This is a genomic window from Bacillus sp. FSL K6-1338 (genome assembly GCF_038006965.1).
Classification (GTDB): domain Bacteria; phylum Bacillota; class Bacilli; order Bacillales; family Bacillaceae_G; genus Bacillus_A; species Bacillus_A thuringiensis_S.
Genome location: NZ_JBBOWI010000002.1, coordinates 524689 through 540142 on the forward strand (window position 1 = coordinate 524689; position 15454 = coordinate 540142).

Below are 15454 nucleotides of genomic sequence, written 5' to 3' on the forward strand. Positions count from 1 at the left end.
TTGCTAAAAGGAAATACGACCTTCTTCCATTTAATGTGCATTCTTTTTTATTAGGCGTACGGCCAACATTTTAAAGAAAACGTACGCAACAAAAGGTACACCTTTAGATATAGTATATTCTATGCAGCTTAAACTACTTCAAAAGGTATCAAAATGTACTTAAGACACACTTCATAAGTACACACACTTTTTGAGATGTGTTTGTTGAATGATTTTATGCTTATTGGATGTCCCTATCAGTTGGATACACCACAGAGAATCCCCTTGTTGTGCTGTTTATTGTTTTTAATATGTAATCTGGTACATGAAATTTTACGATTAAGTTGTTCCTTTGTTTTTCTTTTAAAATTATTATAGTATTCTATATAAATCTTATGGTATTATATAGATAGAAAATTTGTTTCCATTGTTTATACTCTATTGTACGTAGCGTGAAGGACAAACCTTACGCCCTGTTAACTCGGGCGAGGTTTGTCCTTTTTTATTTCAAGGAGGAATTTACTATGAAAAAAGTCTATAAAATCGGAGCCGTTATCACAACTTTATGCGTTGCTTGTATCGCGATTTTTACTTTAACTAAGAATGAATCAGTCCAAACAGAAACTATAACACCAGAAAAAACAATTGTATATGCTGCAGACGCAAAAGTATCACCTGAGATTATAAAAGATATTTCAAAAGATGAATTAAAGCAAAAAATACAATCCCATGAAGAATTCATTGCGTATTACTATCAACCAACCTGTCATTATTGTAAAAAGGCTGCGCCAGACATCAATAGTATGTCGAAAAAGCATGATAGAACCATTTATCGTATTGATATCTCTACACCAGAAAATCAAAGTGCCTTTCAAGAGTTCGACATTCCAGGTACTCCAGTTGTTGTAGCTTATAACAGAGGTGAAGAAGTTGAACGTCTAGAAGGAGCCGTTTCAGCTGCTACATATGATGGATTCTTTGCAAGACGTAATTCGAGCGCTAGCTAGTATAGTGCTCGTTTTTCTTTGTAAGAAAGGAGAATTAACATGCAACAAAACGCCCGTATTCATTCTTTAGACATAATAAGAGGTATCGCCATACTATGTATCCTATTTGCGAATCTACCCACTATGACGGGACTAGATCCCTTTAATCAGGCAGGTTACACCGGTACAGATAAAACGATTCGATTTTTAGTAGATTTGATTATACAAGCAAAGTTCTACACTATTTTCGCATTCTTATTTGGAGTAGGATTTTATATCTTTATGAAAAATACAGAAGCAAAAGGATATCCTATGTATAAACTATTTACCCGGAGACTGTGTATTTTACTAGTCTTCGGTTCACTCCACTTCACCTTTCTATGGTTTGGAGATATTCTACATGCGTATGCTATAGCTGGATTTATTCTATTGTTCTTTTATAAGCGATCTACTAAGCTTATTTTTATAGCTGGTTGTAGTTTCCTAACGGTTAGTTATGTATTACATGTTATTGTATTTTTACGAGCAAGTTCTTCTATTCCTGAAGTACCCAATTACTATCAATATATGTTTACAGGCAACACTACCAATCACACTGTAAATCTATTTATACATTATTCTCATCAAGTAAAAGCACGTCTTTTCTTTCTAATGACCCAGGAATTCCAGCAACTACTCATAGGAATTCCGGAATATATAGGCTTATTTTTAATCGGATTATGGGCTGGTAAGAAAAATATTTTTAAAAGGGTACCGGAATTAATAAAGAAAATTAGATTTTTACAGTGGAGTTCGTTATGTATCTCATGTCTTCTCTCTTGTCCTATTATCTACTACTTTATAAAAACAGATGTCTATTACTCTCAGGATGTACAACTATGGATTCTATTTGGAGGGAAAACGTTAGCTATATTCTATATTTGTACTCTACTGAGAGTTTGTGAGAATAAAAAATATATAGAATGTCTGCACCCCTTTATGAACGTTGGTCAGTATGCTTTAACGAATTACATCACTCAAAGCATACTTACGCTTGTCATTCTTTCTTGGTGCTTTAAAGATGCCTCACACGTATATTACTGGCAACTATGTATCTTCGGGCTTTTAATTATTTTTGTACAAATTATATTCAGCAAGATTTGGAGTAAATATTTCCGGTATGGTCCTATTGAGTGGGTATGGAGAAAAGGAGTTTACAAGAAATAGGGGCACTATATCATTCTGATCCTATTAAACATTAAAAAAAAGTGCAAAATCTATCAACAGATTTCGCACCAAAAACAGATAAAAGATACAGTCACTAGAAACATAGGAGAGTGTTTCACCACCCATTATAAACCATGTCTTTACATTTTTGTGTTATAATTTAAAAATATGTAAAGATTCATCATTTTGTTTTTGAATTTTCTTTTTATTTAAGTTATACTAAACTACAAAGAAACAAATCTCCTTTAGGCCGTCAATAATTATGCTAACAACACACACCAAAAAAACCAATTCCCGTGTAATGGAATTGGTTTTTTTGGTGCAATTCAGTCAATACAGCAACTTGAACCCACATTTTCAAATGTATTCTTATTAATCTTATCATAATTTTAAATCCATAAACATACAAAACTAGATCACTAGTAAGTTGCACAAATCCGCTGCTTTTTCATCAAGAAATCTGGAGTATAACAACAATTAAGTTCATACTAGCATGAACAACAAATGATACTAGTAACCTATTAGTACGCACATATACTAAAGCAAGCACAAGTCCTAATAAAAAATATCCAAAAATAAATGGAAAATCAAAATGCATGATAGAAAAGAACAATGAGCTTATTAGTATGCTCCAAGTTTGCTTAAACTTAGACATTAAAATGTTTATGGCCGCATAACGAAAAACAAACTCTTCTACTAAAGGCGCAAGAAGAACAATTGAAACAAGTGCCACAGGAGATATTGCTGCAGCAGCGACTGTACTAGACGTATTTGCTGATTGCGTAGTTAACTGAAATACACTCTTATCTAAAACACTACCAACCATCTGCGCAAGAAATACTACTATGATCCCAACTAAAATCCATACAAATGAATTTCTTGATAATTTAATCGATAACTTGGGATCATTCATTAGTTCTTTACTATATATAAGAAAAATGATTATTAATGTAAGTGAAAATCCAATTAGTTCCCAATGCACAAGAAGTTGTTGGATTGCTTGCTGTTGGTTTCCCTGGATATCATACCAACCTGTCTTCGCTAACAATTGTACACCTATTATCCCTACAAATTGTGTCATAACAAAATAAATCAAAATGACGAAACCCGATTTATATCTAATACCACTACTCATATTCTTTTTTTCCATCCTCCACTTTCATTATGTTCTCGCTACTGCTGATTGTAGTAGCAATAAATACAAAAATACTTTTATAAGTGTTTTTGTATTTTTCGTAACCTTTTTTAAAAAAATTCATAGTCTATACTGGGCGGGATGATAATACACACATACACCTACTTTATTCGATCAACTCTACACACTCCGAGAAAGAGCGTTGTTCAATAGCGCTCTTTTTTACTTGCCCCAAAAATATCCGTTCATAAGGTAAGAATATTTCTTTCATTATGATTTTTACATCCGCTATGCTAACAGCATTTCTAATATTTATTTCTCAATATCTGGAACCTAGAATTAAATTACATTCATTGATAATATATAAATAGTCATTGTTTTCCTCTTATGCACTTTTGTAGAAGGGCCTGTTGTCCATTTCAGGTCCTTTTAATTTTTATTAGTATTTCAAAATCAAAATATCGCATTTTCATATTCATTTCTAATGGAATTTTAAAATAACAATAAACTTCTGACAGATAAAGTAATCTATAGTCAAAAAGGAGTAAAACTTGAGAATTATAAAATATATCGCTCTAATAGTTGGTTGGATTATATTAGTTGCATTTTGGTATGCAATATTCTTTTTATAATCATTTTTCGGCTTCCTCTGCATTACAATAACACTCTTCTTCCACCTCATTCCTCCTTTTCGATTAAACTGTTACTTCTTCCTCCACCCTTTTTAATGGTATATATTGATTTAACAATTACAATTCCACAGATATGTATCAAACCTCATGCAACCTTCAAATGCTTTAATCCCATTTCAAGCGCACCAGTTTCACCAAATCCTGGATTAAATAATAGTGGGACATCATACTTCTTTGCGTACTCTTTTGCTACATCAATAGATACCTGGCCACATGCACCTTTTTGAATGACAATAACATCGCATTTTTTTATAACACTTCGAAAGGTTTTCTTTACGCCTCCGTGATTTTTCCCATCATGGAAAATAACCTGGCAGTCTCTTTTTTTGGCCAACTTCTCTAACGTTCTTCCATTTGATCCACCTAAAACTAGAATTGTACTCATTCCCATTCACTCTCCTTATCTTTTTTCTTTATGTACGTACTTGGTGATGTTAATAACACAAGTGTACAAGCTACAATATTCATTAATACGAAACAAATTACTAATAATATAACGAAAATTGGTGACAACAAGATGAGAATAAAGCCACTTACTACTAAGCAGATAAAAATAAAGCCATTGCTCATGTCTTCGTAACCATCTAGTCCTTGTACAATATTCAAACTATGCATCCATACTGTGATACTATCCCAATTTTCTATTAACAGATAGCCACCACCCAACAGAAAAGCCCAGCCAAGCAACGTTCCTAATAATCCAGAATTTCGTCCTATATAATACCCCGAAACAAAATTCGCAGCAGTACCAATTAACATTCTCATTTGTATTCCTCCATATCCATTTCATTTAGCGTTATATACAAATTTCTTTTAACCATGGTTTTATTATATCAGAAAATTATGAATATTCAATAAATAATTTTAGGTACTCTTTATTTTTTATAAAAGGGTTGTGTTTTCCTCCACAACCCTCACTTTCTTCTTAATCCACAGGTACTTCTTCTTGTCCATGTGGAATTTGTTCAATTGGTGTTACAATTTGAGCATATTTGTTTACCTGCACTTTAAATTGTCGTGGTTCTAAGAAGTTTACCTGTTGAATTAAAACTTCAATATGAAACGTATCTACTTTTTTCCCACGATCAATTTTGGTAATACGCGCATTGTAAAACTTATCTCCATTTAGAAAATACCTTTGAACAGCTTCTGTAGCCAGCATACGCTCATTACTTGTCATCTTCATTGGTTCAATACCAAATCCAGCCTTTGTAAACAAATACGGAACATCATAACTACTATTAGAAATTTTTCGTAGTAAATCCTCTACAGTTTTTGTCTTTGCGATATATTCCTCTTCCTTTGTATCAAATCCCTTTGGCTTATCTCCAAGCATCTCGATTTCATCTTGATTGACTTGCTCTTCCTCTTGTACTTGAGATTTCATCATGTAACGATGAATAGTATTATAAGTAGCAACGCCTACTACCAACACAATAATCCCCAATATAACTAAGTACTTACGAGGCAGATTCGCTAACACATTCATGACTTTCTTCATTTCTTCACATCCCAAATCAGTCTATAACATTACGAATTTGCGTCATATGTTGACCTCTTGCCGTATAGTTTAGACCTGTAATTTGTACACCTTTATTATCACCAATATGAATCATTCTTTGATTCCCCATATAAATTGCAACGTGCCCTGGGTTTTCATAGAAAATAAGATCCCCTGGTTGTGCATGATTGATATCTGGTACTTGTTTACCTTGTCCGACTTGAGCACCTGTCCAATCTCCAAGTTGTACACCTATGCTTGTTCTAAAGACATACTGCGTAAATCCTGAGCAATCTGAAGAGCCACCTGGTGGATTACGGTCTCCTAATACATATCTGACTTTTCCTTGCCCTAGCCATTTTTTCGCTTCTTCCAGTACCTTTTGTCGTTTAGCATTTGTCATGGTAGGAGAACCACCAGATGATAATCCTGGATCATCATTTTTCTTAAAGAACTTCATTGGATCCATCGGTTGATCGTTTATACGAATTTGGAAATCTAAATGGACAGCGTATCCAAGCATGTTCAGAACACCACCAACATAGTTAGAACCACCCATTTCCCCGATAATTTGTCCTTTTGTTACCATAGTTCCTGGAGTAACTGAAATCTTACTCAAGTGTAAATAACGGGATAAAATGCCATTTCCATGGTCAATATAGACACCTAGACCACCGTAGTTTACATATCCTGTTTGAGCTGTAACTATTCCTGCTTCCATCGACCATACAGGGTCTCCCGGTTTTCCAGCGGTCATGGCTCCAATATCTACAGCATTATGCGGTTTGTTATTATGAATTTCATCAAATGTACCTGTAATACGCCCTGATTTCGTTGGCCATTTCCAACCTTTATCAGAAATCCATTCTCCATCTCCATTTGCTACACAACCTAAATCCTTGTAATATTTTAAAACTTTGGAAACATATGTGTAGAGTAAACATCCAGCGCCTTATTACATTCCTGTGATAGGTTTCCAAATGTTCCTCCCCGAACCGGACTTACATCTCTCAATGTATCCGGCTCTCCATCTGTCTTCTGCATTTTTATATCTCGCCCTTGTGTCTTTTCATATGACACTCTTTACAGAGTGCGATAGTCTTTCGATTTCTCGCTATCATTTGTTGTTCAAGATATGATTTATTTGACTTTGCTCGTAGATTCTTTAATCTCCTAATGTGATGCATATGTATCACAACATTGCTAGCTCTGCATAGTTCACATGTTTCCGCCTTGATTCTATCTGACAATTTAGTCGTACTCATTACATGCCGAGTATTTGGTAAAATGTCTGTTCCTTCTAGTGATAAATTTCTTGTCATTGGAAACTTTCTTTCAATGAAATGAACTTTATTCATTCCTTTCTTTGTCTCATACTGTACAGTAAATTGTCCGTACTTTTCGTATTTCTTTCGAATTTGTTTCGTACGTGTTCTGTATTTTGACGCAAAAGTTTTCAACATTGAATAATACATGAAATATGCAAAGCGGTGCATGTGATTGCTCACATTTTCAGCTAGTCGATAGTAATTGTATAAACCTCGAATTTCGCTATTATATTGCGTGATAATCTCTAAATCTTCATTGTGTTGAAAATATCCTCTTGGCTGGGGTTTCCAAGTGCCATCGGCACACATTTTAATGGCCTGATACTTTTGAAGTTTCTTTATCCATGCCTCATGTGGCATTTTTAATTGAATTTTACCGTTAAGAACCCTAGAAGCTCTCCCAAGACTGTTAATACGTGTTGCTTCACTTTTAAACACTTTAATTTCAAATCCTAGAAATTTAGCGTGTTTCTTGAAGGCATTTGTTATCAGAGTCTTTTCCATAGATAATTCTAGTTTTAGCTCTTCTTTCAAAAATGAAGCTATCTCATTTTTAATAAGAATTGCATCCTCTTTAGAACCTATTACTCCAATAAGAAAGTCATCCGCATATCTTACATATTTGAGCCTTCTATAATTTTCATCCATTGGATTATTATAAGGTGTTTGTAACAACTTCCCTTTCAAAACTTTGTGTTGTTCTTTTAGTTCCGTAATTCGTGTTACTTCTCCATTTAGATAGGCAGTATCGATTTTCTCTTGAATCTTCCGCACTTTATACTGTAAATTACTATACTCTTTATTTATTTGTCGCTTTTTCCCTGATTCAAATCTATCCTGATACTTTTTCATATAAGCATCTAATTCATTTAGATAAATATTAGAAAGTATTGGACTAATGATTCCACCTTGAGGTGCTCCACTATAGGTATTATGAAATTTCCATTCTTCTAAATATCCAGCTCGTAAGAATTTCCAGATCAACTCTATAAACGCCTCATCCTTTATTCTTCTTTTAAGAATTGTAACTAGAGTATGATGTTCAATATTGTCGAAAAATCCTTTAATATCTCCTTCGATAAACCATTTACTACCTGTAAATGTGCGCTTTATCTCTAATAACGCACTATGGCATCCCTTTCCTTTTCGGTATCCATGTGATGAACTAGAAAAGCTTGAATCATATATTGCTTCTAGTATCATACGTATAACTTCTTGGACTAATTTATCATAAAAGCTAGGAATTCCTAATGGCCCTTTCTTGCCATTTTTCTTTTCAATATAGGTTCTTCTAGATGGATATGGTTGATAGCTTTTACTTTTTAAAACACTTATCAAGTCTTCCACTTCCTTCATAGAAAAACCATCAATAGACCTTTGGTCTACTCCTATCGTTAATGCGCCATCATTTTTACTTAGATTATCGTATGCTAATAAAAAGAAATCTGGGTTATATAAATTACGATAAAGTCTTGTATATTGATATTCCTTATTAAGACTCTTCGTTCGCAGATTGCTTAGTACTATTTTTGGACATTGCATAGTGCCTTTCGCACCTCCCCAATTTGGTAATAAGCTAACAGACTGCCTTCCTTCGCCCTGTACTAGGCTTTCCCTAGCTCTGACTACTACGAAGGCTCCGTTGTCATATTAGATATTCATGAGCCATACTTCTTGACTGTTACATCTTGAAGTTATCCTCAATAGCCTCGCAGGCATTCTAACTTAGACAATCCCCATTTAGTAAACAAGGAATTTGCACGTATAGTGTCGGATGTGACGTTCACACTTTTCTTCCATATAGAAGTGGGCAACAGATAACCCTATTCATATAAGATGACTCATACTATCTTTATGATATCTGTTGAATCTCGTTTATAAACATCTTTCGAGACTAGTTACGGTGGCCTCCCTTGTGCTATCATTCAAGCAGTTTAGCCTTCATCCTTATCTATACTTTATATCTTGCCGCTCAGTCTTGACTTGATGTTTAGCCAACTTACGGCTTTCTTGGCATGCTGTTGTCCCCTTTCAGTTTCCCTCCAAGGTTAGCCAAGTGATACTAGGTCTTTTAGGGTTGACCTAACAGCTTGCAATCACCGTTTTTCCTTGCCCCCTTATGGGCGCACAAAATCTCCATAACACGCATTTACCTTGGTTCGAAAGTTATTCGGATCGGAGCAACCACCTGGATTTAAATGATTCTTACTTCTTGAGAACTCAATAGCTGTTTCTTCTGAATAGCCACCCTTTGCTAAAGCGTAACTAATAAAACCTTCGCCAAAGTTGTATGACTGCAAAGCGAGTGCAATGTCACCATTGGCCTTTCCTAGTACATCTTTAAATTCCCGTACACCTGCTTCTATAGAAATATTGGGATCGTTAATACACCCTACACGAGCATTTCCCTTTACACCAATACAAGATGAGCTCATATCTCCATATTGCCCCTCTGAAGCCTGCATCGGGTCATTTCCTGCTCCACCTGATTCCTGCATCATTTGGGCAGCCAAAATACCAACATATTGAGCAACACCATGTTTTTCTGCCATTTCTTTAATCTTAGGAAGATATCCTGTAACTTTTGCATTAAGGTTAACAGGCTCTCCGCCAGGACTCACATTACCTACACACATACCACCAATAAATCCACCAGTAGTAGGAGCAAGATGTCCATACATACCTTCTAACATCCCGGCTTCTAATATCTCACGCGCACGCTCTTTTTGACTTTTACTAAACTTTGCGAGTTCCATCGCTTTCTCTAGCCCATGAGAAGATGTTGTCACTTTTTTACTTCCACTCGCATTAATCTCATCTATTTTTTTCTTAAAATCTGTATCTCCTAATATCTTTTTTACATCTGGTCCGGAGTAATTTTCAGATTTTGTTTTTTGCATCTCCTTTTTCTTTTTTTCGCAAGGACCATTCGGTCCTGCCTCACATACCTCTTTTTCCGTATATTCTTCATATTGGATATCCAAGAAATATGATATAGCATCGTGCGGATCTTTACCAGTCAAATCATTATCGTATCGCGCCATATCAAATGCGACAACCTCTTTCCAATCCACATTCAATGCCATTGAAACTTCCATATATTTTTTTACTTGTTCCTCTGTCTTACCTTCATCATCGGTAAAAGGTACAAAAGAGACTAAAATCACACACACAGCAATAATTACTCCCATAATTAAAGCGGCAGGTACTCCAACCGCTGCCACAACAGCACCCACAATTTTTAATATACCTGCTTTTAGCATTTTGGCAGCAGCTTTCGCTGCCGCCCTTCCTGCTTTTCCTGCCAATTTTGCCATCTTCCCGCGCGCTTGCATCCCTTTTTTCTTAATAAAGTGGGAAGCTACATCTTTTAAAGGATTACTTTTTTTCTGTTCATTTGGATCGTTAGGATTTTGACTCATAGACTTATCACACCATATTTTCCATTTTGAGAATTTCTTCCTCTTCGCTGCGCTAAGCGAGGATTTGGCGCAAATGGAATCAGATTTTGCGGGTCATGTTCTGATAAATTCAGATGCGTCTCTGTACGAACAACTTCGTCCTGTGTATGTGTGACTAAAATTTCTTCTTTTGGCTTAATACTACTGTCTTTCACTTCACAAGCTCTTTCAATCCTTTGGTTTGCTTGTAAACGCGTATCTCCTTTTCCGAATGGCGAAATACGTGACACTGTACCGTCTGTTGTTGTCGCAACCATGTAACTACGATCTCTTTCTACCACCATTTGTACATTCTTATAACCACCTTGGTCTAAATCAGACATATAGAAGTGACCATTGTCTACCTTGTGATTGACCGTAAGTGGTGGTTCATTAAATACCGGTTTCTGTTGTAACGGTCTTTGATTTTGGTTTCCTACTAATTGATTTGGATTTACATTGATTGAGCGATTGATATTGATTTTTCCACCACTTGAATCTTGTATATAAGCCGGAGATGCTTTCGCACCATTACGATACTGCGTTAATTGTCCATCTGAAATATTTAAGTCCTGATATACGACTTGTCCAGATCGTATACTGCTATCTCCACTACCATAACCAGATACAACTTGCGTCATACCACTAGCGTCTTTTGCTTCAATCCAAGATTTATTATTTGTCGTCACAAGACGTACGGCACCTTTTACAATCGATTGCGCGCCTGTATGATCTGTTGTTGTCGGTACCATCTGTTGAATTTCCTGAATCTCTTTTGCTTCTGTACGGACTGCACTGTTATACGGATTATGTTTACTTACCATACGTGCAGTTGCTTGATAAGCGCCCGCACCACCAATCACACCTACAGCGTAACTTAAGCCTTTTGTCACATTATAGTGACGCTCTGCTGCATTCCCACCTAATGATGTATTAACAGCAGCAGTAGTCCCACTTATCACTCTTTGTACTGCATTCCCTCCGGATTGTTGTACAGCACTCGCGGCACTTAAGTATGCATTTGATACTGTATCAATGCGATCCGCAAGCATAAGGTGTTTCGCACCTTCCATTACACTCATGCCGAGTTTTGTACTTTGCTGTGTCATACGTCCCACTGCGGAAGTTGGGATAGACATTTTACCAGCACTTTGTGCAATGTTCGCTACACTTGTTGATGCATCTGCATAAGAGCGTTCAATTTCCGCAACGGAAAAACCTCCTGCACATGCTATACTCGCTTGCGTTTGTGTCGCTGCATATACAGCTTTATTGATTGCGCCACCTGTCTCAACACCATGTGAACGAACACCTTGAATCGCACTAGTAATTCCAGAACCTACTTGTTGGCTTACCTTTCCAAGACTTGCATGGCTTTGTAAACCTTTTGTTAATTGCGAAGTAAAGGCATCTTTATTAATATAGGATTGATTATGTAGACTCTTACCACTCGTATCTTTTGCCTGTACGGGCATCGCTCCCGCTTGTACTGCCGCTTGTTGTGCAACTGCTTTAAATTCATTTCCTTTTTCATTTAGGTGCGACTGCCAAGCTTGCTCTTTTTGTGGTTGAGACATAGTTGGAGACAACTTTTTCATAAAGCTTGCCTGTTGTTCTGCTGCATAGCCCTGTTTAAAGGATTCTGTAGAGGCTTGTACTAGGTTCCCAACATTACTTACTTGTTTTGCTTGCTGACTTCCATTTCCACTTGTCAAACCGTGTGTTTTCACACCATTAACTGCCTTCTGAATACCTGCCGAACTGGATATACCCATAGCATTTAAACCAGGATCTTTTTGTAACTGTTGTGATAAATGAGAAGCGAAAGCTTCTTTATTCGCATAGTTTGTACCGTCTTTTTGCTGTACAATACCAGCTGATTCCGCCGCTTGTTGTGCATAATTTTTGAAGCCTTGTACTTTTTGATCTAAATGCTTATTCCATGCTGCTTCTTTTTCTTGTTGCGGCATATCTGCAGGGAATTGTTTCATAAATCCAGCCTTATGGTCTGCACTATACGCTTTCTTAAATGCAGCAGTAGAAGCACCGACAAGAGCACCGACTTGTCCCATATTTTGATGGCCACTTTCCAACGTTTCTCCTTTTACATCCTCGACTGCTTTTCCGACTTTTCCTAATGCAAGTCGGGAAGCAAACGCATCTTTATTCACATAGGACTTATCAAACAGATTATTTCCTTGTTTGTCCTTCGCATCAACTGGCATGGCTCCTGCTTTTGTTGCAGCTTGTTCTGCGTGGTTTCTAAATCCTTTTACTTTTGTGTTCAGATGGTCGTTCCAATGGTTCTCTTTCTCTTCTGCTGACATATTTTCTGGTAACTGACTCATAAACGTATCTTTATGGTCTGCCTCATACCCCTTTTGGAATGCATTCGTTGCAGCCTTTACTAAATCTCTAGCATTTCCATATGGTGTAGCGGCTTTCTTCATATTTTGTAAATCCTGTTTCCGCTGATTTGAGAAACGAGACATTTGATCACTATTTGTTTTCGCTACTTTTTTAGCAATCTCCGCATCGGACGCACCAGGGAATGCTTGTTTCAAGCGACTTGCCACTGCAGAATCCGGATTATCTGCTTTCCAATTTTCAAAGTCTTTTGTAGCTAAATCCTGTGCGATATCTTCATCGGTTAGTTCCGGATAAGATTTGCCATTTAGATTTGAATACGTGTCCGCACCCTTCTTTACACTGGAACCAATATGTTTTCCTAAGGCTACAGCCCCTTCGCCAACTGCAGCAGCAGATCTTCCAGTAACTGCACCAGTAAATCCGCCCGCTTTACTGCCAGCGAATGTCCCTATTGCCATTCCTTCTGGTCCAAGACCAGCTCCTGCTGTCATACCTGCAAGTCCACCAGCCGCTTTACCAATTGAACTTCCAATTTGACCAGCTTTTAACATACGAGCTGCACGAGATGTTGTACCAACATCTGTCCCTAAATTCGCTCCTAATGCATCTTTCGGGTTATCAGCATCTTCTTTTGTCTTTTCTTTATCCCCTTTATCATCAGGTTTTGCTTTTGAATTACGATAGTCATCACGAACACCTTTAACCAGTCCAGCCACACTTGCTAAAGCACCCATACCCATCATCGTACCTGCTCTATGAATGCCACCTGATGCATTGGTACTAAGGCCAATAAAACTTTTTACAATCTCACCTATTGGGATAAACATAGCAAGTAAAATTAATTTGATTAACGGACTATTTGCTGCTCCAATTAAAGAAATAATGAGCCATAAGGTAATCGCATGAATTGCTTGTATGAACACCGCTCCTATAAATTCACGTATCCAATATAATGTCTGTTGTTTCTTTTGTGGAAATAGCCACATGCCTACCATTAACGGACCAATTAACATTAAAACGTATAGTGACACCGCTCGCATTAAGTAGTAAAAGTTTGCCCAGACGATGAGACCAGCTTCTATAAACAAACCAAATATAATAAACATATAGTCATTTTCATGACCTTTCAAACCCAGCTCAGTAATGGTAAGTCCAGCCCCACCAAATCCAGGTTGTAGAAATTTAGTACCCTTATCTGGATCAAAATTCCCCCCACTTGCTACATTAACAGCGTCTCTAAACTCTATTATTATCCAAGAATTGATTTCAAATATGAGTGTATAGAAGTAATCGAGGTGCCAAAGAAAAATTGAAATGATCATCAAATCCTTCGCATACTCTATTAATGCTGTTCTATTATTTGGATTAATAGCTGTTGCCGAATATTTTGCCGCCGTAATAACTACACTGACAAGGACACAAAAAGCAACAAGCTTGAACATGACAGGCATGCCTGTGTCTAATACTTTGGTTAGAGAATTACCTGAAAATAAGAAATCTAAGTTTGTCCCCTTTCCTTCTGTTCCCTCTCCTCCAAACACTAAAACTGGCAGCGGATCCAAAGTTGCATACACCGGACTAAGAAAAGCCTTTACTATAGCAATAATTAAGCCTCCGACCCACTCTACTATTTTCTCAAGCATAATTTCACCTTCCTTTTTAAGAGTACGCCATTATCCTGCGTAACCTTGTACTTTCTTCATATTGTTTAAAAGCTCTTGTAGTACCGCTTCATTTGATTCAATGAACATCATTTCTTTGTCAGATGGATCAGTTTGAATCCAAACCGAACTATCTCCGACACGGAAAATCCCTTCTCCTTTTCCAGGGTTGTTGAGAATAATATCAAGCTCCCCAGCAGTTAAGTTAAAGTTCTCCTGGATCTTTTTCTTATCAATTTTATTTTGTTCTAAGAAGAAATAAGAGAAAGTAGATTGCAAGATACCACGAGCTTTTACATTTTCTAAAATACGAACAAAGTCCTGACTTGCCCAACACATACCGGCATTTCTTTTACGTGAACGACGTGCTACTTTTTCCAAGAAGTTAACCGTTTGTTCATAGTCGATAAACTGCCACATCTCATCAACATATAATACTTTTCGCTTGATAGCGTGTTCTGGACTCTTAATCCAATGCTCCCAAATATAGTTCAAGATAACGTGGAAAGCGATTGGTTTTAAAAACCCTTCCTCTAAATGACTAATGTTAAAATTAACAACGCGTGATTCATTTAACTGTGTTTCCACACCACGACCAAAATGACTTTGTCCATCAAATAATGGTTTTGAACCATCGCGTAAGAATGGTCGAATCGCAGCAATTAACTCTTCTGCTTTTACATCGTCTCCATGATGTTCTACTATGACATCATAGATTTCTTTTAACTCTGGCTCTGGCTTTCTCACTTGAGACTGAATTAACTGTCCATCCACTTTCTTCACTTCATCTGTATATAAAGAGGAAGGATGTGAAGTAATACCATGTTTATCAAACACTTCACGGATTGCATCTTCTAGCATAGTACGTTGGAATACATTTAATCCTGGTTGATCAAAGTCTTGCCCGCGAATAATAATGTCAAAGAAACCTAGTATTTCATTGATTTTCTCTAAAATTGGTACAAATCTCACATACTTCATGCCATCACGCTCTACAAGTTCTTTCTTATCATATTGTTCAAGTGCTTCTAGCTCTTCATCTTTATCCGTAATCTGAAGTTCTGTTACAGCGATTGCACAAGGATTGATAATGATATTACTTTCAGGTGAAATATTTAAATTAATACCACCTAGACGTTTTGTAATTTTTACGAAT

The 15454-nt window shown here is 36.6% G+C and carries 8 protein-coding genes and 3 pseudogenes; 2 read left to right on the forward strand and 9 right to left on the reverse strand.

The annotated features are described in order from the left end of the window. Nucleotides 1–503 precede the first annotated feature (503 nt). Both NZ044_RS29340 and NZ044_RS29345 read left to right on the forward strand, forming a co-directional pair. Entirely contained in the window at nt 504–986 is a 483-nt protein-coding gene (locus NZ044_RS29340; RefSeq protein WP_000758638.1) for a thioredoxin family protein, read from the forward strand. 39 nt (nt 987–1025) lie between these two features. Further along, nucleotides 1026–2171: a DUF418 domain-containing protein gene (locus NZ044_RS29345; protein WP_340950205.1), complete on the forward strand. Its 1146-nt coding sequence runs from the start codon at nt 1026–1028 to the stop codon at nt 2169–2171. 451 nt (nt 2172–2622) lie between these two features. Here the strand turns inward: NZ044_RS29345 and NZ044_RS29350 are convergent, their stop codons facing one another. From NZ044_RS29350 to NZ044_RS29390, 9 genes and pseudogenes are all read right to left on the reverse strand, one after another. Further along, nucleotides 2623–3306, reverse strand: a complete 684-nt coding sequence (locus NZ044_RS29350; RefSeq protein ID WP_098506574.1) for a CPBP family intramembrane glutamic endopeptidase — start codon at nt 3304–3306, stop codon at nt 2623–2625. A 777-nt stretch (nt 3307–4083) separates the two neighbouring features. Continuing rightward, the gene (locus tag NZ044_RS29355) at nt 4084–4389 is read right to left on the reverse strand and encodes a DUF2325 domain-containing protein (RefSeq protein WP_340950206.1); all 306 of its coding nucleotides are present in this window, start codon (nt 4387–4389) and stop codon (nt 4084–4086) included. Then, nucleotides 4380–4763, reverse strand: a complete 384-nt coding sequence (locus tag NZ044_RS29360) for a hypothetical protein (RefSeq protein ID WP_001242521.1) — start codon at nt 4761–4763, stop codon at nt 4380–4382. Before NZ044_RS29360 ends, NZ044_RS29355 begins: the two co-directional genes overlap by 10 nt. Nucleotides 4764–4923: 160 nt before the next feature. Further along, the gene (locus NZ044_RS29365; RefSeq protein ID WP_000757469.1) at nt 4924–5499 is read right to left on the reverse strand and encodes a hypothetical protein; all 576 of its coding nucleotides are present in this window, start codon (nt 5497–5499) and stop codon (nt 4924–4926) included. 16 nt (nt 5500–5515) lie between these two features. Continuing rightward, a pseudogene (locus tag NZ044_RS29370) lies at nt 5516–6433 on the reverse strand (peptidoglycan DD-metalloendopeptidase family protein); the annotation flags it as partial. Nucleotides 6434–6545: 112 nt separating this feature from the next. Next, nucleotides 6546–8369, reverse strand: a complete 1824-nt coding sequence (locus NZ044_RS29375; protein WP_340950209.1) for a reverse transcriptase/maturase family protein — start codon at nt 8367–8369, stop codon at nt 6546–6548. 587 nt (nt 8370–8956) lie between these two features. Further along, nucleotides 8957–10249: pseudogene (locus tag NZ044_RS29380) on the reverse strand (lysozyme family protein); the annotation flags it as partial. After that, nucleotides 10246–14280 (reverse strand): hypothetical protein, encoded by a 4035-nt coding sequence (locus tag NZ044_RS29385; protein WP_340950210.1) that lies wholly within the window; start codon nt 14278–14280, stop codon nt 10246–10248. The gene NZ044_RS29385 and the pseudogene NZ044_RS29380, both read right to left, overlap by 4 nt. 30 nt (nt 14281–14310) lie before the next feature. Then, nucleotides 14311–15454: pseudogene (locus NZ044_RS29390) on the reverse strand (VirB4 family type IV secretion system protein); the annotation flags it as partial.

What these genes read in the sequence shown, in the direction of transcription:
- NZ044_RS29375 (WP_340950209.1), bottom strand. Translation starts at nt 8,369, where the DNA reads ATGCAATGTCCAAAAATAGTACTAAGCAATCTGCGAACGAAGAGTCTT.
- NZ044_RS29350 (WP_098506574.1), bottom strand. Translation starts at nt 3,306, where the DNA reads ATGAGTAGTGGTATTAGATATAAATCGGGTTTCGTCATTTTGATTTAT.
- NZ044_RS29355 (WP_340950206.1), bottom strand. Translation starts at nt 4,389, where the DNA reads ATGGGAATGAGTACAATTCTAGTTTTAGGTGGATCAAATGGAAGAACG.
- NZ044_RS29385 (WP_340950210.1), bottom strand. Translation starts at nt 14,280, where the DNA reads ATGCTTGAGAAAATAGTAGAGTGGGTCGGAGGCTTAATTATTGCTATA.
- NZ044_RS29340 (WP_000758638.1), top strand. Translation starts at nt 504, where the DNA reads ATGAAAAAAGTCTATAAAATCGGAGCCGTTATCACAACTTTATGCGTT.
- NZ044_RS29345 (WP_340950205.1), top strand. Translation starts at nt 1,026, where the DNA reads ATGCAACAAAACGCCCGTATTCATTCTTTAGACATAATAAGAGGTATC.
- NZ044_RS29365 (WP_000757469.1), bottom strand. Translation starts at nt 5,499, where the DNA reads ATGAAGAAAGTCATGAATGTGTTAGCGAATCTGCCTCGTAAGTACTTA.
- NZ044_RS29360 (WP_001242521.1), bottom strand. Translation starts at nt 4,763, where the DNA reads ATGAGAATGTTAATTGGTACTGCTGCGAATTTTGTTTCGGGGTATTAT.